At 30.3% G+C, this 18,255-nt stretch carries 25 protein-coding genes; 8 read left to right on the forward strand and 17 right to left on the reverse strand.

The features are described 5' to 3' along the window. Positions 1-45 precede the first annotated feature (45 nt). Together NH341_RS04775 and NH341_RS04780 are read left to right on the forward strand one after the other, a co-directional pair. Complete coding sequence (locus tag NH341_RS04775) at positions 46-324, forward strand: putative quinol monooxygenase (RefSeq protein WP_047789643.1); 279 nt, start codon at positions 46-48, stop codon at positions 322-324. A 5-nt stretch (positions 325-329) separates the two neighbouring features. Then, positions 330-1,121, forward strand: a complete 792-nt coding sequence (locus NH341_RS04780; RefSeq protein WP_047789642.1) for an AraC family transcriptional regulator — start codon at positions 330-332, stop codon at positions 1,119-1,121. Here the strand turns inward: NH341_RS04780 and NH341_RS04785 are convergent. Genes NH341_RS04785 through NH341_RS04815 form a run of 7 tightly spaced genes read right to left on the reverse strand, consistent with a single transcriptional unit; the run spans position 1,118 to position 4,922 of the window. Further along, positions 1,118-1,873 (reverse strand): LytTR family DNA-binding domain-containing protein, encoded by a 756-nt coding sequence (locus NH341_RS04785; protein WP_073183232.1) that lies wholly within the window; start codon positions 1,871-1,873, stop codon positions 1,118-1,120. The genes NH341_RS04780 and NH341_RS04785 overlap by 4 nt on opposite strands. A gap of 26 nt (positions 1,874-1,899) precedes the next feature. Then, entirely contained in the window at positions 1,900-2,208 is a 309-nt protein-coding gene (locus NH341_RS04790; protein ID WP_047789640.1) for a 2TM domain-containing protein, read from the reverse strand. Further along, positions 2,192-2,533, reverse strand: a complete 342-nt coding sequence (locus NH341_RS04795) for a 2TM domain-containing protein (protein WP_159615492.1) — start codon at positions 2,531-2,533, stop codon at positions 2,192-2,194. The genes NH341_RS04790 and NH341_RS04795 overlap by 17 nt, the downstream gene beginning before the upstream one ends. Position 2,534: 1 nt before the next feature. After that, positions 2,535-2,822: a 2TM domain-containing protein gene (locus NH341_RS04800; protein ID WP_047789638.1), complete on the reverse strand. Its 288-nt coding sequence runs from the start codon at positions 2,820-2,822 to the stop codon at positions 2,535-2,537. Beyond that, on the reverse strand, positions 2,812-3,108 hold the full coding sequence (locus tag NH341_RS04805) for a 2TM domain-containing protein (RefSeq protein ID WP_047789637.1): 297 nt from the start codon (positions 3,106-3,108) through the stop codon (positions 2,812-2,814). Before NH341_RS04805 ends, NH341_RS04800 begins: the two co-directional genes overlap by 11 nt. Position 3,109: 1 nt before the next feature. After that, positions 3,110-4,465, reverse strand: a complete 1,356-nt coding sequence (locus NH341_RS04810; protein WP_253055834.1) for a 2TM domain-containing protein — start codon at positions 4,463-4,465, stop codon at positions 3,110-3,112. 40 nt (positions 4,466-4,505) lie between these two features. After that, entirely contained in the window at positions 4,506-4,922 is a 417-nt protein-coding gene (locus NH341_RS04815; RefSeq protein ID WP_253055835.1) for a DUF2141 domain-containing protein, read from the reverse strand. 152 nt (positions 4,923-5,074) lie between these two features. Here NH341_RS04815 and NH341_RS04820 point away from each other — a divergent pair, with 152 nt between their 5' ends. From NH341_RS04820 to NH341_RS04830, 3 genes are all read left to right on the forward strand, one after another. Further along, positions 5,075-5,569, forward strand: coding sequence for an RNA polymerase sigma factor (locus NH341_RS04820; protein WP_047789634.1), 495 nt, complete (start codon positions 5,075-5,077; stop codon positions 5,567-5,569). A gap of 5 nt (positions 5,570-5,574) precedes the next feature. Continuing rightward, entirely contained in the window at positions 5,575-6,183 is a 609-nt protein-coding gene (locus tag NH341_RS04825; RefSeq protein ID WP_253055836.1) for a hypothetical protein, read from the forward strand. 79 nt (positions 6,184-6,262) lie between these two features. After that, positions 6,263-6,748, forward strand: a complete 486-nt coding sequence (locus tag NH341_RS04830; protein WP_073183242.1) for a hypothetical protein — start codon at positions 6,263-6,265, stop codon at positions 6,746-6,748. Here the strand turns inward: NH341_RS04830 and NH341_RS04835 are convergent. Then, entirely contained in the window at positions 6,745-7,767 is a 1,023-nt protein-coding gene (locus NH341_RS04835) for a low specificity L-threonine aldolase (RefSeq protein WP_253055837.1), read from the reverse strand. The genes NH341_RS04830 and NH341_RS04835 overlap by 4 nt on opposite strands. A gap of 36 nt (positions 7,768-7,803) precedes the next feature. On the opposite strand from NH341_RS04835, the gene prfB reads away from it, so the two are divergent. Both prfB and arsC read left to right on the forward strand, forming a co-directional pair. Then, the gene (prfB, locus tag NH341_RS04840) at positions 7,804-8,898 is read left to right on the forward strand and encodes a peptide chain release factor 2 (protein ID WP_253055838.1); all 1,095 of its coding nucleotides are present in this window, start codon (positions 7,804-7,806) and stop codon (positions 8,896-8,898) included. 19 nt (positions 8,899-8,917) lie between these two features. Next, the gene (gene arsC, locus NH341_RS04845; protein ID WP_253055839.1) at positions 8,918-9,259 is read left to right on the forward strand and encodes an arsenate reductase (glutaredoxin); all 342 of its coding nucleotides are present in this window, start codon (positions 8,918-8,920) and stop codon (positions 9,257-9,259) included. Between the two features lie 32 nt (positions 9,260-9,291). Here the strand turns inward: arsC and NH341_RS04850 are convergent, their stop codons facing one another. The 9 genes from NH341_RS04850 to NH341_RS04890 form a co-directional block, all read right to left on the reverse strand. Continuing rightward, a complete protein-coding gene (locus NH341_RS04850) occupies positions 9,292-10,245 on the reverse strand; it encodes a glycosyltransferase family 2 protein (protein ID WP_201285100.1) in 954 nt (317 codons plus the stop codon). Beyond that, positions 10,245-11,024 (reverse strand): DUF3050 domain-containing protein, encoded by a 780-nt coding sequence (locus NH341_RS04855; protein ID WP_159615482.1) that lies wholly within the window; start codon positions 11,022-11,024, stop codon positions 10,245-10,247. The genes NH341_RS04850 and NH341_RS04855 overlap by 1 nt, the downstream gene beginning before the upstream one ends. A 95-nt stretch (positions 11,025-11,119) precedes the next feature. Then, positions 11,120-11,932 (reverse strand): enoyl-ACP reductase, encoded by an 813-nt coding sequence (locus NH341_RS04860; protein WP_099216418.1) that lies wholly within the window; start codon positions 11,930-11,932, stop codon positions 11,120-11,122. Between the two features lie 50 nt (positions 11,933-11,982). Then, a complete protein-coding gene (recN, locus tag NH341_RS04865; protein WP_239178862.1) occupies positions 11,983-13,635 on the reverse strand; it encodes a DNA repair protein RecN in 1,653 nt (550 codons plus the stop codon). A gap of 127 nt (positions 13,636-13,762) precedes the next feature. Continuing rightward, positions 13,763-14,653 (reverse strand): DUF4835 family protein, encoded by an 891-nt coding sequence (locus NH341_RS04870; RefSeq protein WP_173360845.1) that lies wholly within the window; start codon positions 14,651-14,653, stop codon positions 13,763-13,765. Beyond that, complete coding sequence (gene coaBC, locus NH341_RS04875; protein WP_253055840.1) at positions 14,646-15,857, reverse strand: bifunctional phosphopantothenoylcysteine decarboxylase/phosphopantothenate--cysteine ligase CoaBC; 1,212 nt, start codon at positions 15,855-15,857, stop codon at positions 14,646-14,648. Before coaBC ends, NH341_RS04870 begins: the two co-directional genes overlap by 8 nt. Position 15,858: 1 nt before the next feature. Continuing rightward, positions 15,859-16,179, reverse strand: a complete 321-nt coding sequence (locus NH341_RS04880; RefSeq protein ID WP_047789179.1) for a DNA-directed RNA polymerase subunit omega — start codon at positions 16,177-16,179, stop codon at positions 15,859-15,861. A gap of 3 nt (positions 16,180-16,182) precedes the next feature. Next, positions 16,183-16,995 (reverse strand): outer membrane protein assembly factor BamD, encoded by an 813-nt coding sequence (locus NH341_RS04885; RefSeq protein ID WP_239178867.1) that lies wholly within the window; start codon positions 16,993-16,995, stop codon positions 16,183-16,185. 131 nt (positions 16,996-17,126) lie between these two features. Continuing rightward, on the reverse strand, positions 17,127-17,642 hold the full coding sequence (locus NH341_RS04890; RefSeq protein WP_253055841.1) for a ferritin: 516 nt from the start codon (positions 17,640-17,642) through the stop codon (positions 17,127-17,129). A 421-nt stretch (positions 17,643-18,063) separates the two neighbouring features. Here NH341_RS04890 and NH341_RS04895 point away from each other — a divergent pair, with 421 nt between their 5' ends. Further along, complete coding sequence (locus NH341_RS04895) at positions 18,064-18,237, forward strand: hypothetical protein (RefSeq protein WP_253055842.1); 174 nt, start codon at positions 18,064-18,066, stop codon at positions 18,235-18,237. Positions 18,238-18,255: the final 18 nt, after the last annotated feature.

Below are 18,255 nucleotides of genomic sequence, written 5' to 3' on the forward strand. Positions count from 1 at the left end.
GAAACCTTTGACAGTATTTTTGAGTTTTAATTTTAATTCATCACAATGCAAAAAGTAATTATAGCTCAAATAGCAATTCAACAAGGAAAAGAAAACGATTTTTTGAAATTGGCTGTAGAAATGGTAAAAACGAGTAACGCTGAAACAGGATGTATTACCTATCAATTACATAAAGACCTATTTAGTGAAGGTAATTATTTGTTTTATGAAGAGTATATTGATAAAACAGCTGTAGAGGCACATAATAACTCTGCACACTTTCATCAATTTATAAAAGATATTACTCCTTTAATTACCAGAGAGCCTATTATAAATATTTATTAATTTAAATGAGTATAAAACACTATAAGCCATCAAAATACCTATCTCCTTATATTGATAGGTATTTTGTTTGTTCTCAAACTAAAAGTCTTCCTTTAATTTTACCAGGCACTGGTTTAGAAGTACTTTTTCATATAGACACTCCCTTATCCATCAATAATGAAAAATTAGATATTGCTCATGTTATTTGTCCGAGAGAAAAATTAATTTTTGATTCAACTAACCATGTACATTATATTTCAGTACGTTTTCATAGTGGTGGTTTTAGACATTTTGCTTCTATTCCGCATACACAAATTGTTAATCAATATTTATCTGTAGAAGAAATATGGCAAAATGAAGGTAGAGAGTTTTTAGAAATTCTTTATTCATTACCTAGTGTAGACGAAAAAATTAAACTAATTGATTTCTTTCTATATAATCAATTAAAAAAACATCATTTTTCTACTATAGTTAATTGGGATTTGATAATTAAAACGCTATACAAAAACTTCAATTCAATACCTCTCCATGAATTGGCTTCTCAAAGTAATCTAAGTTACCGTCAATTTGAACGTCTGTTCAAACAAAAGTTTGGCGTTTCTCCTAAAAAATTTCAACGAATCACTAGGCTTCAAAAAACTGTAAAACAAGTATTGCTATCGAGTAACAAACATTATTTGTCTACTGCTTTAGATAATGGTTATTACGACCAAAGTCATTTTATTAAAGAATTTCAAAGTTTTACAAATCTTAAACCTTCCCAGTATTTTGTAACTAAAAACTTTGAAAACCACTTTTATTATAAACCTTTAAGCTAGTCAATCCAGTTTTTAAAATCTTTTACACGCTCTCTACTTACAATTATTTCTGAGTCTTCATAAGATTCTAATTTTAGTTGTAAGCGTGAGTTTGTATAAGACACAATATCTTTTATAGCATTTATATGTACTATAAATGTTCTATTTACCCTAAAAAATTGCTCGGGGTCTAACTCTTCTTGCCAATATTCTAAAGAGTTATCTATTAAATAATTTCTATTAGCATTTGTATGTATGTAAGTTGCTTTATTTTCTGAGTAAAAACATTCAATATCTTCTGTATTGATAATTTTTAAGTGCTGTCCCACTTTTATAGTAAATCGCTTTTTATATTTTCTATCAACTGGGTTAATCAACAGCTTACGAATGTCATCTATATTAACCTGTATATTACTTTGTATAGGTTGATGCTCTTTAAATTTATTTACTGCTATTGTTAACTCATCTTCATCTATGGGTTTTAACAAATAGTCTATAGAATTTAACTTGAATGCTTTTAATGCATACTCATCATAAGCCGTTGTAAAAATAATGGCTGATTTCACAGTTACTTCTTCAAAAATTTCGAATGATAATCCATCTGAAAGTTGAATATCTAAAAAAATTAAATCAGGATGAGAATTGTTTTGAAACCAGTTAATCGACTCTTCTACTGAGTGCAACATTTGTTGAACTTCTATATCTAATTCAGCTAACATTCTACTTAACCGTCTTGCAGCTGGCTTTTCGTCTTCAATAATTATAACATTCATAGTTTGGTTTGGTCTATTTTTAGCAATTACTTGTTCATGTATTCTTTAATCTTTCGCTCTTCCCATTTTTTAGAAAAAAGTTTTCCTTTTGAAAAAACATTAAATCCGTGTAAAAATACTATAACTCCCCACCAAAAGAACAAATTATAGTTGTTTACATCTAAAAAAGCTTCCATTACTGATTCGTCTCCATAAACAATATCTTTATATATTCTTCTTCCTATAAAAATTAAGTTTATTAGTATGTAAAACACTAAATGTTTGTAGAACTTTTTAATTTCATCTACTCTTTTTTGAGCTCTTATATATTGTTGTTCTCTATTTATAGTTTCCATTTTCTCTCTTTTTTAGTTCATCTAGATACTCTTGTATTTTGCGTTGTTCCCAATCTTTATTAAAAAAAATATTGGTTCCAAATACTCCTAACCAATGAAAAAAAACTCCAATCCCCCAAAAAACCCAAGTAGCATATACACCAAAATTGCTTATTGCTTTGATAAAAGTTAACCTGTCCTCATTCATCAACCCCATAATAATTACGACTGAAATAAATACATTCACAATTATATATGCTGCTAAATGCCAATAAAATCCTTTTATTTTTTCTACTCTTTTTTTGGCTAGTAAATATTTATGTTCTTCTTTATAATCATTTTCCATACTAATCCTTTTTATTTAAGTATTCCTTTATCTTCTTCTCCTCCCAATCTTTTCCAAGCCCTAAAATGTTAACACCAAAAACTAGCATCCAATGAATAAAAGTCACTAGTACTATTCCTATAACAGGAAACCAAAACCAATGATAATAAGGTGAGAATTTTAAATTCACTAAAACAATAATAATCACTGAAATGATATTTACTAAAGCATGAGCATAAAACCCTTTTACTTGTTTTACTTTCTTTTTAGCCTCTAAATACTTTTTTTCTTCTCTATAATTACCTTCCATTGTTATTGTTTTCTAAAAATTCTTTAATCTTACGTTCTTCCCAATCTTTTCCTAAGCCTATTTTTTCTATTCCAAAAATGCCCAACCAATGAAAAAAAACTCCAATTAACATTCCTATTATTGGATAATAAAACCAATGATAACTTGGCACAAACTTTAAGTTTATAAAAATTAAAACTGGAATGATTAATACAGTGACTATAAGATGAATGTAAAACCCTTTGATTTTCTCTACTCTCTTTTTTGCTTTTGCATATTTGTAAGCTGTTGTATATTCTTTTTCCATCTTACTTATAATTTTTATCATCATTCATTAACTCCTTAATCTTGCGTTCTTCCCAATTTTTACCTAAGAATAAATTATAATTATTTACTTCTAAATAATGAAAAATTAATCCTATCCCCCAACCTATCATAGGAAACCAAAACCATTGAAACTTTGAATATGTTTTGAGGTTTATAAAAATTAAAAAAGGAATAACTATACAATACGAAACTAAGTTTTGATAAAACTCTTTTAGTTTTTCTACCTTTTCTACTGCTTTTACATAATTACTGTTTTCTAAACTTTTTGTATCCATGATACTATCTTTTATATTAATTAACAGCGGTAAACACACTGTGAATATTTTATTATTATTAATTATTTGAATATTTCTATCGGTTATTAAACCGTAACGATCTGCTATATTTCTTAATCCTACTTTTGTACTTTTTCCTATAGCCTCTTTCGGATTAACGTTGTTTTGAATCTTTAAAAAACCTTCTTCTTCAAAAATGTTTATTTCTAAGGGTTTATTTGAAGAAACTACATTGTGTTTTACTGCATTTTCTAATAATAATTGAAGAGATAGAGGAACTATTTTTAAATCTGAATTACTTACTTCTTCTGGAATATAAAATTGAATAGCTTCTTCAAAACGCATTTGTAATAACTCCATATACGTCTTAGCAAATTGTAATTCTTCTTGTATAGGCACCAATTCTTTATTACGTTGTTCTAGTACATATCTATACACTTTAGATAACTTTGTTGTAAACTTCTCTGCTTGTTTTGGATTTTCGCTAATTAAAGAGGTTAGTACATTTAAACTATTAAACAAAAAATGGGGGTCTATTTGATTCTTTAATGTTTCAAATTTTGCTGTTTCTGTTTTAGCTACTATTTCATGCTGTGTTGTTTCTTCTTTTACAGACGCTTTCCAGTTTACCATAAAATCTTTGGCATGAAAAAAAACGGCTATCGCTAACGATAATATGATTGCAAATAAATGCATCCATAAAAATCGTCCATTAAAGAAGTTATCTATATTATTATTAAAAATTACAAAGTACTGTACGTAATGGATTAATAATACAGCTACAGTTGTATAGCTTATTGTTGCTATGATTCCTGCCCAAACTCTTTGATTGGTTTGCAAAACCCAATCCCACTTTTTACTTAAATAACCATTAATAATTCCATTACCTAACCCCAGAACAAAAGAATACATTCCTGAAAACAAAAACACTAATCCAGCTTCTTTTAATGTAAAAGCCTGATTTATTATAGTAAAAACAACACCAAAAATAATTGTAAGCTTTAAGCAAATCCAAATATCATTCTTCAAACTATTAAATGTTTTTTTTACTGGTGTTTTCATTCTTTATGCTTATTATATTTAAAGGTTTACCCTCTTCATTCTAAAATTTAATATCGAAAGATACATTTTTATCTTTAACCAAAAACTTTGCTTCGTCAAACACAGGCGGTCCAAAACGTGATAATTTATTGTTTGATACTCCATAGTCTTCTATTGGCATTCCATTAGGTCCAAAATCCATCTTATTATTATTGTTTGCGTCATGAAAACAAATAATAGCATATTCTCCTTCTGGTACTTTTTCAAAAATTACAGTACTTTTTCCCTTTATTATTACTGATTCTTTTGCCTGTAGTGGTTCTTTTCTAAAGTTCTCTTTAGTATATAAGGCAAATTTTATTTTTCTTTTATCTGAAGTGACATTTACAACTGTCGTTGCAATTGTTTTGTCTTGAGCTGAAATTGTTTCAATAGTAAACAAGACGACTGTAATAACAATATGGATTACAAGTTTCATTTTATTTGCTTTTTATAGTTAATTATGACACAAATATTCATAAGATGCTTTATCTATAAAATAAAAACACACTGAATTGTATTATTTTTAGGATGAGTTGTAACAATTTGTATTTTTGAGCTACTTATAACATAACAACTCTACTAAACTTAGTGAAAAAAGAATTAGAAAATAGATTTTTAACTGATTTCGAAGCCAATCAAAACATTGTGCATAAGGTATGTAGGATTTATACAACCAACCAAAATGCACATAACGATTTGTTTCAAGAAATCACCATTCAGTTATGGAAAAATTATGGTAAGTTTAGAGGAGAAGCAAAATTTAGTACTTGGATGTATCGAGTAGCATTAAATACTGCTATTTCTTTATATAGAAAATCAACAAGAAGTATAAAAACACAAGACTTTACAGACTATTCTTTTAAAATTAAAGCAGAAGAATATGACGACACCGAAGAAATACAATTAAAAGCCTTATATGGTGCTATTCGTAAACTAAATGATATTGATAAAGCTCTAATTTTTTTATACCTAGAAGACAAGCCCTATAAAGAAATTTCTGAAACCTTAGGTATTAGTCAAGTAAATGCTCGGGTTAAAATGAACAGAGCAAAAGATAAATTAAAAAAGATATTAAACCCATAATTTAAATGGATTTAGATAAATATAAAAAAGCTTGGGGAAACCAGTCTGAAGAAACAAATAAAGTTTCTAAAATCGACATTTATAGAATGGCGCATTCCAAGTCATCATCAATAGTAAAGTGGATTTTTATTATTGGAATTTTAGAGTTTATTTTCTTGAATTCTTTCTATTTTATTTTTGACATGGAAGAAGCTTATGAGGAATATAAAAAACTTGGGTTATATAACTTTATGATTTATTCTCAATTTATCATATACCCTGTACTACTCTATTTCTTGATTAAATTTTACCTTAATTATAAAAGCATTTCTGTTGTAGACTCTACTAAAACTTTAATGACAAAAATTATTAAAACAAGAAAAACTGTAAAGTACTACGTTATATTTAACTTGTTATATGTATTTACTTTTGGAATTATAGTTGCAATTGCATCACTAAAAGCTCACCCAGAATTTAACTCTAAGCAAGTTTTAATTTCAATTATTGTTACAGTAATAATGTTAATAATTATGCTTATAGTTTTATGGTGTTTTTATCAGCTCTTGTATGGAATTTTACTAAGAAAGTTAAATAAAAACTATAAAGAGCTTGCTAAACTTGAAGACTTAAATTAAAAAGAACTGTTTTTTCATAAACTTTTATTAACGTTATATAACTAGCATTCACTATATTAGCCACATTAATTCATTACTTATGAAAAAAGTATTTATTATAGCTGTTTTCCTTTTTTATTCTGTTTTTGCTTTTACTCAAGAACATAGTTTTTGGAAAAATCTTCGTTTTGGAGGGGATGCTAGCTTTGGCTTTGGTTCAAATAACACAACTCTTGCTATATCTCCAGCTGCTGTTTATGATTTTAATGAATCTTTTTCTATAGGCTTAGGAATTGGTTATGTGTACAATAAAAACGAAGGTTTAAGTTCTAATATAATCACTCCTAAAATAATTACTTTATATAGACCTATTAGAGAAATTGAATTTTCTGCCGATTTACAGCAAATGTATGTCAATACAAACATTAATGGTACTTCTAAAAAATATAATTACCCTGCTTTAAATATTGGAGCTTCTTACAGAATAGGTGTTGTTTCTTTAGGCGTACAATACGATGTTTTGTATGAAGAAAGCAAAAGTGTATACGCTTCTGCTTTCTCTCCTATCGTAAGAGTTTTCTTTTAAAAAAACTCTCTTAATTCTTGTAATAATTTTTCATGCATCTCATTTGTATAATCTAAATGAGTTACTATTCGTATTTTTCCTTCCCCCATAGAAATTAGTAATATACCTCTTTCTGCCATCTTTTTCATAAAATCATCTGGATTTATAGAATCTTCTACATAAAAAATAACAATATTCGTTTCAATAAGTTCTACCTTTTTCACATACGAACAACTTTCTAATACCTTACCTATTTCTTTTGCTTTTTGATGATCTTCTGCTAAACGCTCTACTTGATTATCCAGAGCATAAATCCCAGCAGCTGCTAAAAAACCAGCTTGTCTCATTCCACCACCAAACAACTTTCGTACACGTAACGCTTTTTCTATATGTTCTTTAGTTCCCAACAAAACAGATCCAACAGGAGCTCCCAATCCTTTTGATAAACAAATTGAAATCGTATCAAATAACTCTCCATATTGTTTTGGGGTTTCTTTTTTTGCCACCAAAGCATTAAATAAACGTGCTCCATCCAAATGATACGCCAAATCATTGGCTTTAGCTACTTTTTGAATCTTTTGTAATTCTTCAAAGTCCCAGCAGGCACCACCTCCTTTGTTTGTTGTATTTTCAACACAAACTAATCTACTATAAGGTGTATGAATATCATTTCTTCCTCCTACCACACTTGCTAACTGATTCGCTGTAAACATTCCTCTACCCCCATCAATTAAACAAGAAGTAACTCCTGCATTAAACGCAGCTCCTCCACCTTCATAGTTATATACATGTGCCCATTTGTCGCAAAACATTCTATCCCCTGGTTGTGTGTGAATCTTTATCGCTGTTTGATTTGCCATGGTTCCCGAAGGAAAAAATAACGCAGCTTCAATTCCAAACAAATCCGCTACTTTTTCTTGTAACAAATTCACTGTCGGATCTGCTTTAAAAACATCATCTCCTACCTTAGCACTCATCATTGCTTCCAACATTCCTTGAGTTGGCTTTGTTACTGTGTCACTTATTAAGTTTATTTCCATTTCTAACTACGATTTTTAAAATGTATTTTTGCATCTATGATTACACACGAACAGCTTAAAAATATCGCTGAACGAATTGGCAAGTTAAAAGGATATTTAGAAATTGACAAGAAGTTAATTGAAATTTCAAACGAAGAAGAAAAAACAGCAAATCCTGATTTTTGGAACAATCCAAAGGAAGCAGAAGCTGTAATGAAATCACTTCGGTTTAAAAAGAAGTGGGTAGAAGATTATAACACTGTTGTAGCTATGAATGACGATTTAACAGTTTTGTATGATTTTTATAAAGAAGGTGATATTGATGAAAACGAAGTAGAAGAACAATTTGATAAAGCTGCTACTTTTTTAGAAGATATTGAGTTTAAAAACATGCTTTCAGAAGAAGGTGATAGTTTAAGTGCAACGATACAAATTACAGCAGGTGCAGGTGGAACTGAAAGTTGTGACTGGGCAGAAATGCTAACTCGAATGTACACTATGTGGGCAGAAAAACAAGGTTTTAAAATAAAGACCTTAAACTACCAAGAAGGTGATGTTGCTGGTATTAAAACGGTTACTTTAGAATTTGAAGGCGATTATGCCTTTGGGTGGTTAAAAGGTGAAAATGGGGTCCATCGCTTGGTACGTATTTCTCCTTTTGATAGTAATGCGAAACGTCATACTTCCTTTGCTTCTGTATATGTGTATCCTGTAGCCGATGATTCTATCGAAATTGAAGTAAACCCAGCCGATATTGAAATTACTACAGCACGTTCAAGTGGTGCTGGTGGACAGAATGTAAACAAAGTTGAAACTAAAGTTCAGCTCTTGCATAAACCTACAGGAATTCAAATTCAGTGTTCTAACTCACGTTCGCAGCACGATAATAGAGCTACTGCAATGCAAATGCTGAAATCGCAATTGTACGAAATTGAATTACAAAAACGTTTAGCTGCTCGTGACGAAATTGAAGCAAACAAAATGAAAAATGAATGGGGAAGTCAAATTCGTAACTACGTAATGCACCCATATAAATTAGTAAAAGATGTCCGTACAGCCCATGAAACAGGAAATGTAGATGCTGTAATGGACGGAAATATCAATCCGTTTTTAAAAGCCTATTTAATGATGATGGGGCAAAAAGAAGATTAATACAATAAAACTCTTAATAATGATTAAAATATACCACAATCCACGTTGTTCTAAATCAAGACAAGGTTTAGAAATTTTAGAAAACTCTGGTAAAGAGTTTGAAACTGTAAAATATTTAGATACTATTCCTTCTACTGAAGAGTTAAAAGGAGTTATTAGTCTATTAAATATTTCTCCAATCGATTTAGTTCGTAAAAATGAAAAAATTTGGAAAGAAGAGTATAAAGGAAAAGAACTATCAGATGCTGAAATTATTAAAGCTATGGTTGACAATCCTAAATTAATAGAACGACCAATTGTTATCAATGGTAATAAAGCAGTGATTGGTCGTCCACCTGAAAACATCAAAGAAATCATTTAACTACTTAAAAGCTCTCAAGAAATTGGGAGCTTTTATTTTTTTAGAAATTTAGATTCTAAAAAGCCCAATCCATAACCGTAAAACTGAGTGATGGTTGTTACAATACTTAACAAAGCTACTTGTAGATTTTTATTTTGAAATAGAGAATCTAAAAAGGTACAGGTAAAATAAAATCCATAAAAAATTAATAATTCCCAGTAACCAAAAAAAGCTGCTATAATGGCAATATCAACCCCTATAATAAACAAACTCGGAAACCAATAGGTTAATTTAGCTGTTTTAGGATACTTTCTATTTAAAATAGGTCTAGCAGTACCAAAAGCAAAAGTCTGCTTAAAAAACTGTTTAATAGTGCTTCTACGCTTATGATACACAAAAGCCTTTTCTATTAACTGTGTTTCAAAATCATTTTCCCAAAGGCGGAAAGTTAAATCGATATCTTCTCCTGCTTTCATTTTAGAAAAACCATTTGTTTTTTCAAAAGCAACTTTTGACAAGCCTAGATTGAAGCTTCTGGGTTGAAATTTACCAACCGATTTCTTTTTTCCACGAATTCCTCCTGTAGTTAATACTGAAGTCATCGAATAATTTATTGCTTTTTGTAAAGCTGTAAAATTAGGATGGGCTGCATCTGGACCTCCAAAGGCATCAGTATAATTCTCTTCTAATGCTTTTTTTACTTCGGAAAGATATTGTGGTGGAACAATAACATCAGAATCCAAAATAATAAAATAACTTCCCGATGCTCTTTGCATTCCGTAATTACGACTTGCTCCTGCTCCACTATTCCTCTTGGAAAAATACTTTAGATTAAGTTGAGAAGTGTATTTATTTACAACTTCTTCTGATGAGTTTTCAGAACCATCTTCAATAATTAATACCTCAAAATCGTCTTTCAAGTCTTGTTTTGTTAAGCTTTCTAACAACTCATCAATTTCTTGAGGTCGATTATAAACAGGTACTATTATTGAAAACTGCAAATTCATTACACTAAAACTGCTTGATTAATTTGTTTAGCGATTCCGTCCCAAAGTTGGATTCTTTTATGTAGTGATTCTTTCGCATAGTACAACACATCATCCCACTTTTGCTGATCTTCACCACATAATTCTTCAATCATTTGTAATGATAATGGTCCGTGTTCATCACCGTCTAACTCAATGTGTCTATTCAAATAATACGTAAGTTTACTGTATGAACTTCCTTCTTTCTCTTCCGTATTTTTTACAATTTCTAAAAACATGTCTGGTATTACATCTTCTCTTCCAAAAGTAAAACTAGATGCAATAATATGTGGTTGACTTGTTTTGATAACTTCAAAAGAAAAATTTACAAAATCTTTCACTTCTTCAATAATTGAACAGTTTTCCAGAGCCTGGTCAACAGGTTTACCATCAAGAATATCTGAAATAAAACTTGAAATTTCATCAATCTTTGCACCTGCTTGACGCATCGCATCAATATACATTTCAAAGTGACTTTTAGGCTCTCCTAACTCATTAATATCAGTTTCTTCACCTAACACAATTTCATTAATAAAACGAGCTGTTTTAGTATTTACAGCAGGTAACCATGGTAAATTCACACAAGTAAGTTCTCGTTGTAATGCTTTTAATAACGACATAAAATCCCACACAGCGAACACATGTGATTCCATAAATAATTTTACATCATTTATATCATTTAACGAATTATATAACTCATGTTCTTTAAGCTGTTGTCTTAAGGATTTTAACTCCTTTTCTATGTGTAAAATATTGCTCATTTGTAACTATCAATAAAAAATGCAAATCTAACGATTTGCATTTAATTATATATTCTTTCGGAACCTTTCCGACTACGCTTAAGGCACAAGTTAATTTACTCTTCAGTAAACCTTTCCATTACTGCATCACTTACTCCCATGTTAGAGAAACCTCCATCGTGGAATAAGTTTTGCAAGGTTACTTTCTTAGTTAAATCTGAGAATAATGAGATGGTATAATCTGCACATTCTAATGCTGTTGCATTTCCTAATGGAGACATTTTCTCAGCATACGAAATAAATCCATCAAATCCTTTTACTCCTTGACCTGCAGTAGTTGGAGTTGGAGACTGAGAAATTGTGTTTACACGTACTTTATGATCTCTTCCGAAGAAATACCCAAAACTACGTGCAATACTCTCTAAATACGCTTTGTTATCAGCCATATCGTTATAATCTGGGAATACACGTTGCGCTGCCATATACGTTAATGCAACAATACTTCCCCACTCGTTCATGGCTTGTTTGTTATATAAAACGTTCATTACTTTATGAAAAGACACCGCTGAAACGTCCCATCCTTTCGTTGTAAAATCGTATTTAGAATCTGTATAATGACGTCCTTTACGTACATTAACTGACATACCGATAGAGTGTAAAACGAAATCGATTTTCCCTCCTAAAATTTCCATAGACTTTTCAACCAAGTTATTTAAATCATCCATAGAAGTGGCGTCAGCAGGAATAATTTCAGATCCGGTTTTTGCTGCTAAGTCTTTAATACCTCCCATACGCATTGCTATTGGTGCGTTGGTTAATACAAACTCTGCTCCTTCTTCATGAGCGCGTTCTGCTACTTTCCATGCAATAGAATTCTCATCTAATGCTCCAAAAATGATTCCTTTTTTTCCTTTTAATAAATTATACATATTTAAAATATTTTAGTCTATCGTTGTTTGTTTTGAAAGCAAATATACTCTTAATTTAATAATTCCTTTGCATGAGTCAATGCACTTTCAGAAACGTCTTTTCCACTTAACATCTCCGCTATTTCTCTGATACGTTCGTCTTCTGACAATAACTTTAAATTAGAGGTTGTTACTCCTTTTTCCTCTCCTTTAAACACTTTATAGTGCTGCACTCCTTTTGAAGCTATTTGAGGTAAATGTGTTATAGTTATTACCTGCATATGAGCACTCATATCTTGCATTATTTTTGCAATTTTATTAGATACTTCCCCTGAAACTCCGGTATCAATCTCATCAAAAATAATGGTTGGTAGTTGTATGTTTTCTGATAGTATTTTTTTAATCGATAACATGATGCGAGATAATTCTCCACCTGATGCTACCTTTTTCAATTCTCCAAAATTACCTCCTTTGTTTGCTGAGAATAAAAATTGTAAATTGTCTTTTCCGTTAGATAAATATTCTTCAGAAGCTAGTAATTCAATTGCAAAACGAGCATTTGGCATTCCTAATTCCGACAAAAGATATTCTAACTCTTTTTTCAACTTCGGAATTACTTTATTTCTAGATGTCGTAATCATTTTTGCTACGTCATCTAACTTCTTAGCTACCTCTTTAATTTCTGCCTCTTTTTGAGCCACTATTCCTCCTGCATCTTCAACCTGTGCTACTTTTTCAGATAATGATGCATGAATTTCTTGTAATTCACTTATAGTTGATACTGAATGTTTCTTTTGAAGGTTGTAAATAAGTTGTAACCTATCATTTAGTTCTTCAATTTCATTCGGATTAAATTCAACTTCTTCATTCGCACTTTCTAACTCAGTAACTACATCATCTAACTCAATTTTCACGCTTGTTACTCGATTCGCTAACTCTTCATATTGCTTAGAAAAAGAACTAATTTTTTGCAGTTTACTCTCTAAAGAGTTTAGCAATGTTTGAATTCCTATTTCTTCATTAATCGAAACACCTAAAGCTTCAGATAAGTTCAACTTTATTTCTTCAATATTGTTTAATTTATCTAACTTTTCTTCTAAAACTTCTTGTTCTCCTTCTTTTAAATTAGCTTCTTCAAACTCATTAAACAAATGTAAATTGTACTCGTACTGCTCTTTCGATTTCTCAGTTTCTTCTTGAAGTACTTTCAGCTCTTTTCGTAATTTGTTATACGTACGCAAGCCTCTTTTATACGATGCTATTTTAGCTTGATTTTTTGCTAAGGCATCAATAACAGAGAATTGAAAAGATACATCTGACAACTGCATGGTTTGATGTTGCGAATGAATATCAATGAGCTTTGTTTTTAAAGCATTTAATACCGATAAGGTAACTGGTGTATCATTAACAAAAGCTCTCGACTTGCCCGAAGGCAAAATTTCTCTTCGAATTATGGTTTCTTGTTCATAGTCGAGATCTAACTCTTTAAACAACTCTTGTAAAGCATATCCTTCAACAGAAAATTGAGCCTCAATAACACATTTTTTTTCTGTGTTTTTTAAAGCAGTTAAGTCGGCACGGTTCCCCATTACAAGCCCTAAAGCTCCTAATAAAATGGATTTCCCTGCTCCAGTTTCACCTGTTATGATAGATAAACCGTTCGTAAAATCAATCGTTAACTGATTGATTAACGCATAATTATGTATAGATAAATGTGTAAGCAAATTCTATTCTTTTGTAAAAAATAAAAGTAAGAATTTTGAATGAATTAAGTCAAACTAAAACAAAGGAAGTCTATTGATTTTTCAACAGCTTATAAACGTTACATTTAAGCCTATAACAAGTCTAATACTACTGTAATTTCTTCCACTTATCTTTATAAGTAGGTGCAATCTTATTTAAAACTGTTATCATTTGTGATTGATTTCTCGATGCACTACCATCAGAAAAAACATTTACTATTTCATCTCCTTTAGCATCTAAGAAAACGCGAATCATATAATTACCAATAGTAATATTGTGTAGTTTGTCTAAATCTAAAACACTTTTTTCAATTGCTTCTTTAGCTGAATTTTTATTATCAGCAAAATTATCGAAACCGTTACGGTGATAATTGTAGTAGATACTTCGTAAGGCACTAAATTTAGAAGACAATAAATTATCTATTAAAGCAAAACGATTTTGTTTTCCTACTTGATTTTGCCAACCAGACTCTCCATTAGATTGCGCCAGCAACATAATGTTTTCCGCTTGTTTTAAATAAGTCTCTCCTCCCTTCAAAGCAAAGGTATCTGTATCAACTCCTAATATTGTATACACATAAAAAGCAATTGTAGAGATTAAATTAGATTCGTAAATAGTTGGATTGTAAATTAACGGATCGAACTCATTATAACGAAAGTTAAAGTTTGTATCATTAATATTTAAAACAGGTGTAGCGTAGGTTGAGTTATATACAGGTCGTGTTGACTGCACTTGTAAACTTCCTGAAAAATTACTCCCGTTTTGCTCGTTTATGATAATATTGAATGCGCAGTTGATTCGTTCTTGTTGCTTAAAATTTTTATTTGTCCATTGTTTATCATTAATAAACTCTGTTAATGCTTTTTGTAACGTTTGATAAACTTGCTTGTTACTACTTTGTACTTTATCTGAATTGATAATTACAGTAGCATTCAACTCTTGTGAATAAGAAGAAAAAGCAACTGAAAAAAGAAAAACTATAAAGAAAAACTTACGCATTTAATTTTTGTATTATTTCGTTAACGATATCTTTTGACACTGCTTTTTTTGATTTTAAATCAAATGATTTTTCATTAAAATCAGCATCAATAATTGTAATTTTATTGGTGTCGGTTGCAAAACCAGCACCTTTATCACGTAACGAATTTAATACAATAAAATCTAAATTTTTGCGTGTAAGCTTACTTTTTGCGTTTTGTACCTCATCGTTCGTTTCTAATGCAAAACCAACTAACAACTGTTTTTTCTTAATTTCTCCTAGAGATTTTAAGATATCTTTAGTTGGTTCTAACTCAATACTTAACGCTGCTTCTTTCTTTTTTATTTTTTGAGTAGCTACATTTTTTGGTCGATAGTCTGAAACTGCTGCCGATAACACAGCTATATCAACCTCAGCAAAGTACTTATGACATGTTTCATACATATCTTGAGCTGATTTCACATCTATTCTATGAATAAAAGAATGATGTACTTGTTGATGAGAAGGACCTGCTACTAAAAACACCTCAGCTCCTAAATTAGCCGCTGTTTTTGCAATTTCAAACCCCATTTTACCTGAAGAATGATTTCCAATAAAACGAACAGGATCTATTGCTTCATAGGTTGGACCTGCAGTAATTAGCATTTTTTTCCCTCGAAGCGGTAGTTTAGATACAATATCTTTCTCTATAAAGTCAACAATGTCTTCTGGTTCAGCCATACGACCTTCTCCAACCAATCCGCTTGCTAATTCACCCGAAGTAGCAGGAATTAATATATTTCCAAAACTTTGTAAACTTTCTAAACTAGTTTTTGTTGATGGATGTTGGTACATATCTAAATCCATCGCAGGAGCAAAATACACTGGACATTTTGCTGATAAATAGGTTGCCAATAATAAATTATCGCAAGTACCATTTGTCATTTTAGATAAGGTATTTGCTGTAGCTGGGGCTATTAACATTAAATCTGCCCACAAACCTAAATCTACATGATTATTCCACAATTCATTTTCATCTTCTTTATCATAAAAGGTAGAATGAACTGGATTTTTTGATAAGGTGGAAAGTGTAAGAGGTGTTATAAAATCTTTAGACGCAGGAGTCATAATTACTTTGACTTCTGCGCCTGATTTTATAAACAAGCGAACTAAACTCGCTGTTTTATATGCCGCTATACCGGCGGTAACACCAAGTAAAACTTTTTTACCGCTTAGTACAGACATATTATTTTGTCTCTGGAGTTCTATAGTATACCTTCTCATTTAACCACTCTTCTACTGCAATAGCATGTGGCTTAGGTAAACGCTCATAGAATTTAGAAACTTCGATTTGTTCTTTATTTTCAAAAACTTCTTCTAAACTATCGTTATAGGTAGCAAACTCATCTAACTTGTCAACTAATTCCTTCTTTAAATCAGAATTAATTTGTGTAGCTCTCTTTGCTATAATAGAAATAGCTTCATAAATATTATGTGTTGGAGCCTCGATAGCTTCTTTATTATAAGTTACGGTACTTAACGGCGCTTTCGTTTCTTTATAATCCATTTTTTAACTTTTAGCTAATTGTTCTTGTTCTTTGTTTAATGTTGCTAACATTTCGTTTGATTCTTCCATGAATTTTGATTCAGGAAAATTTCTTTTTAACTTATCGTACGCTTTAACTGCTTCTTTAATTCTTTCTGCTTTTCTACGTTGCGTACTTTTGATTGCAAAATCATGTGCTGCTTTTAAACGATAATATAAAGCTTCTTCTTTATACTTAGTTCCTAAATAATCTTCTAATAAATTATCAAAAGCTACAATTGCCGCTTTGTAATTTCTAGAGTCATATTCAGCAGTTCTATAATATGTTTTTGCTATCTCAAAAGATTTCTTTTCTAGTTTTGCTCTCAATTCAGCATGATACTTGTTAGCCTCTTCTAATTTATCTGAATCTGGATAATTATCTATAAACTTTTGAAAGGCCTCTAAAGCTTTATTTGTATCTGTTGGGTCTAAACTAAAGCTAGGAGCTGCTTTGTAATAACTTAAAGCTGATAAAAAAGCGGCTTCTTCTCTTTTTGAACTTTTTGGGTAATTTCCAGTAAATCTATTAAAGTAATATCCTGCCAACCCGTAATTTTTCTCATTAAAGTTAGATTGAGAAACCATAAATTGAATACGCTCCATTTGAGGTTTACCTCTGTATGAAGGTGTTATTTTTTCAAACAAACGTAAAGCTTTACTGTACTTTTGAGCTTCGTACATTTTTACAGCCATTTTGTATTGTTCTTCTACAGTTCCTTTATTCAATACTTTTTGATACTCTCCACATGAAGAAAGTACTAAAAGCATTACAGCAATATACGCTAGATTTTTCATTTTTTGCATCTGGCAAAATTAGTGATTAATTATGGATTATTAAAACGATTTTTTATCTCATAAATGAGATTTACAAGAAACTACAAAATCTGTTATAATTTTTCCAAAGAACTCCTAAATGTTTGTTAATCTTATTCCTGTGCTCCTGATACAGATTGAGCTACTATTTGCTTTACATCATTATCAAATAAATACAATCCTCCTTTATCGTCTCCAATTAAATTAATTTTATCTAAAATGTTACGTGCCAATGCTTCTTCCTCAATTTGCTCAGATACATACCACTGTAAAAAGTTATGTGTTGCATAGTCTTTTTCTTGTAATGTGATATGTACTAAATCATTTATCGATTTAGACACCATTACCTCATGATCAAACAATGTTTGAAACATATCTTTAAAAGACCCAAATTTTGCTGGTGGTTCTTTTAAATCAGAAATATGAGCATGTCCACCTCGTTCGTTTACGAATTTTACTAACTTTAACATGTGCATACGCTCTTCATCTGAATGTGCGTACATAAATTGTGACACCCCTTCAAAACCTTGAACTTCTGCCCAACATGCCATAGCTAAATATATTTGAGAAGACTCTGCTTCTACTCTTATTTGATCATTTAATGCTTGTTCTATTACTTTTGATAACATATTTTCTACTTTAAAAATTACTCTTTATACAAAGATGCTAAAAAAAGACTTAAGTGAAAAGTAAATACCTTACCTTACGGTTATAAAAGTATGCTGTTTATTAAAAATATGTCTGTAATTATATTTTTTATCATTGACCTAAAAATAAAAGTACTTTAATCCATTATAAGCCTTTAAACAAACGTTAAAATTTTATTAAAAGTAAAAAACTTTTATTTTGTTTCCATACATTTACTAGAGTAAAATTGCATTAATGAAAAAAAATAATCAAAAATTATTTTCTAAAAACAAATTTTAATAAAAGAATAGTCTAGCAAAATTTATTTCATGATGAACATGATGAATGAGTTTTGAAAATTATAGGCATAAACTTTGGGTGCCTTAAAATGACCAAGGCAAATCTAATTATAAAAACTTTAATATGAAAAATTTAAAAAGTTTAGGAAAAATTTTAAACAGTAATGAGCAAAAAGCCGTGTATGGTGGTTTAGATTATCCAAAAAAAGCCTGTGACCAACCTGTATGTTGTTATGAGAGATTAGTTTACAGAAATGGCTGGGTCATGGAAGTAGTTTGTGAAGAAGGTCAAAACTAATCCTATTCTATATTTTAC

Source organism: Tenacibaculum sp. XPcli2-G, assembly GCF_024124505.1.
In the GTDB taxonomy this organism is placed as follows: domain Bacteria; phylum Bacteroidota; class Bacteroidia; order Flavobacteriales; family Flavobacteriaceae; genus Polaribacter; species Polaribacter mesophilus.

Bases quoted from the DNA above. Each gene is read 5' to 3' on its own strand.
- NH341_RS04825 (WP_253055836.1), top strand. From the start codon at position 5,575: ATGGATTTAGATAAATATAAAAAAGCTTGGGGAAACCAGTCTGAAGAA.
- NH341_RS04830 (WP_073183242.1), top strand. From the start codon at position 6,263: ATGAAAAAAGTATTTATTATAGCTGTTTTCCTTTTTTATTCTGTTTTT.
- NH341_RS04895 (WP_253055842.1), top strand. From the start codon at position 18,064: ATGAAAAATTTAAAAAGTTTAGGAAAAATTTTAAACAGTAATGAGCAA.
- NH341_RS04780 (WP_047789642.1), top strand. From the start codon at position 330: ATGAGTATAAAACACTATAAGCCATCAAAATACCTATCTCCTTATATT.
- prfB (WP_253055838.1), top strand. From the start codon at position 7,804: ATGATTACACACGAACAGCTTAAAAATATCGCTGAACGAATTGGCAAG.
- NH341_RS04790 (WP_047789640.1), bottom strand. From the start codon at position 2,208: ATGGAAACTATAAATAGAGAACAACAATATATAAGAGCTCAAAAAAGA.
- NH341_RS04775 (WP_047789643.1), top strand. From the start codon at position 46: ATGCAAAAAGTAATTATAGCTCAAATAGCAATTCAACAAGGAAAAGAA.
- coaBC (WP_253055840.1), bottom strand. From the start codon at position 15,857: ATGTCTGTACTAAGCGGTAAAAAAGTTTTACTTGGTGTTACCGCCGGT.
- NH341_RS04835 (WP_253055837.1), bottom strand. From the start codon at position 7,767: ATGGAAATAAACTTAATAAGTGACACAGTAACAAAGCCAACTCAAGGA.
- NH341_RS04805 (WP_047789637.1), bottom strand. From the start codon at position 3,108: ATGGAAAAAGAATATACAACAGCTTACAAATATGCAAAAGCAAAAAAG.
- arsC (WP_253055839.1), top strand. From the start codon at position 8,918: ATGATTAAAATATACCACAATCCACGTTGTTCTAAATCAAGACAAGGT.
- NH341_RS04860 (WP_099216418.1), bottom strand. From the start codon at position 11,932: ATGTATAATTTATTAAAAGGAAAAAAAGGAATCATTTTTGGAGCATTA.
- NH341_RS04815 (WP_253055835.1), bottom strand. From the start codon at position 4,922: ATGAAACTTGTAATCCATATTGTTATTACAGTCGTCTTGTTTACTATT.
- NH341_RS04880 (WP_047789179.1), bottom strand. From the start codon at position 16,179: ATGGATTATAAAGAAACGAAAGCGCCGTTAAGTACCGTAACTTATAAT.
- NH341_RS04795 (WP_159615492.1), bottom strand. From the start codon at position 2,533: ATGGAAAATGATTATAAAGAAGAACATAAATATTTACTAGCCAAAAAA.
- NH341_RS04850 (WP_201285100.1), bottom strand. From the start codon at position 10,245: ATGAATTTGCAGTTTTCAATAATAGTACCTGTTTATAATCGACCTCAA.
- NH341_RS04810 (WP_253055834.1), bottom strand. From the start codon at position 4,465: ATGAAAACACCAGTAAAAAAAACATTTAATAGTTTGAAGAATGATATT.
- NH341_RS04855 (WP_159615482.1), bottom strand. From the start codon at position 11,024: ATGAGCAATATTTTACACATAGAAAAGGAGTTAAAATCCTTAAGACAA.
- NH341_RS04870 (WP_173360845.1), bottom strand. From the start codon at position 14,653: ATGCGTAAGTTTTTCTTTATAGTTTTTCTTTTTTCAGTTGCTTTTTCT.
- NH341_RS04890 (WP_253055841.1), bottom strand. From the start codon at position 17,642: ATGTTATCAAAAGTAATAGAACAAGCATTAAATGATCAAATAAGAGTA.
- NH341_RS04885 (WP_239178867.1), bottom strand. From the start codon at position 16,995: ATGAAAAATCTAGCGTATATTGCTGTAATGCTTTTAGTACTTTCTTCA.
- NH341_RS04785 (WP_073183232.1), bottom strand. From the start codon at position 1,873: ATGAATGTTATAATTATTGAAGACGAAAAGCCAGCTGCAAGACGGTTA.
- NH341_RS04800 (WP_047789638.1), bottom strand. From the start codon at position 2,822: ATGGAAGGTAATTATAGAGAAGAAAAAAAGTATTTAGAGGCTAAAAAG.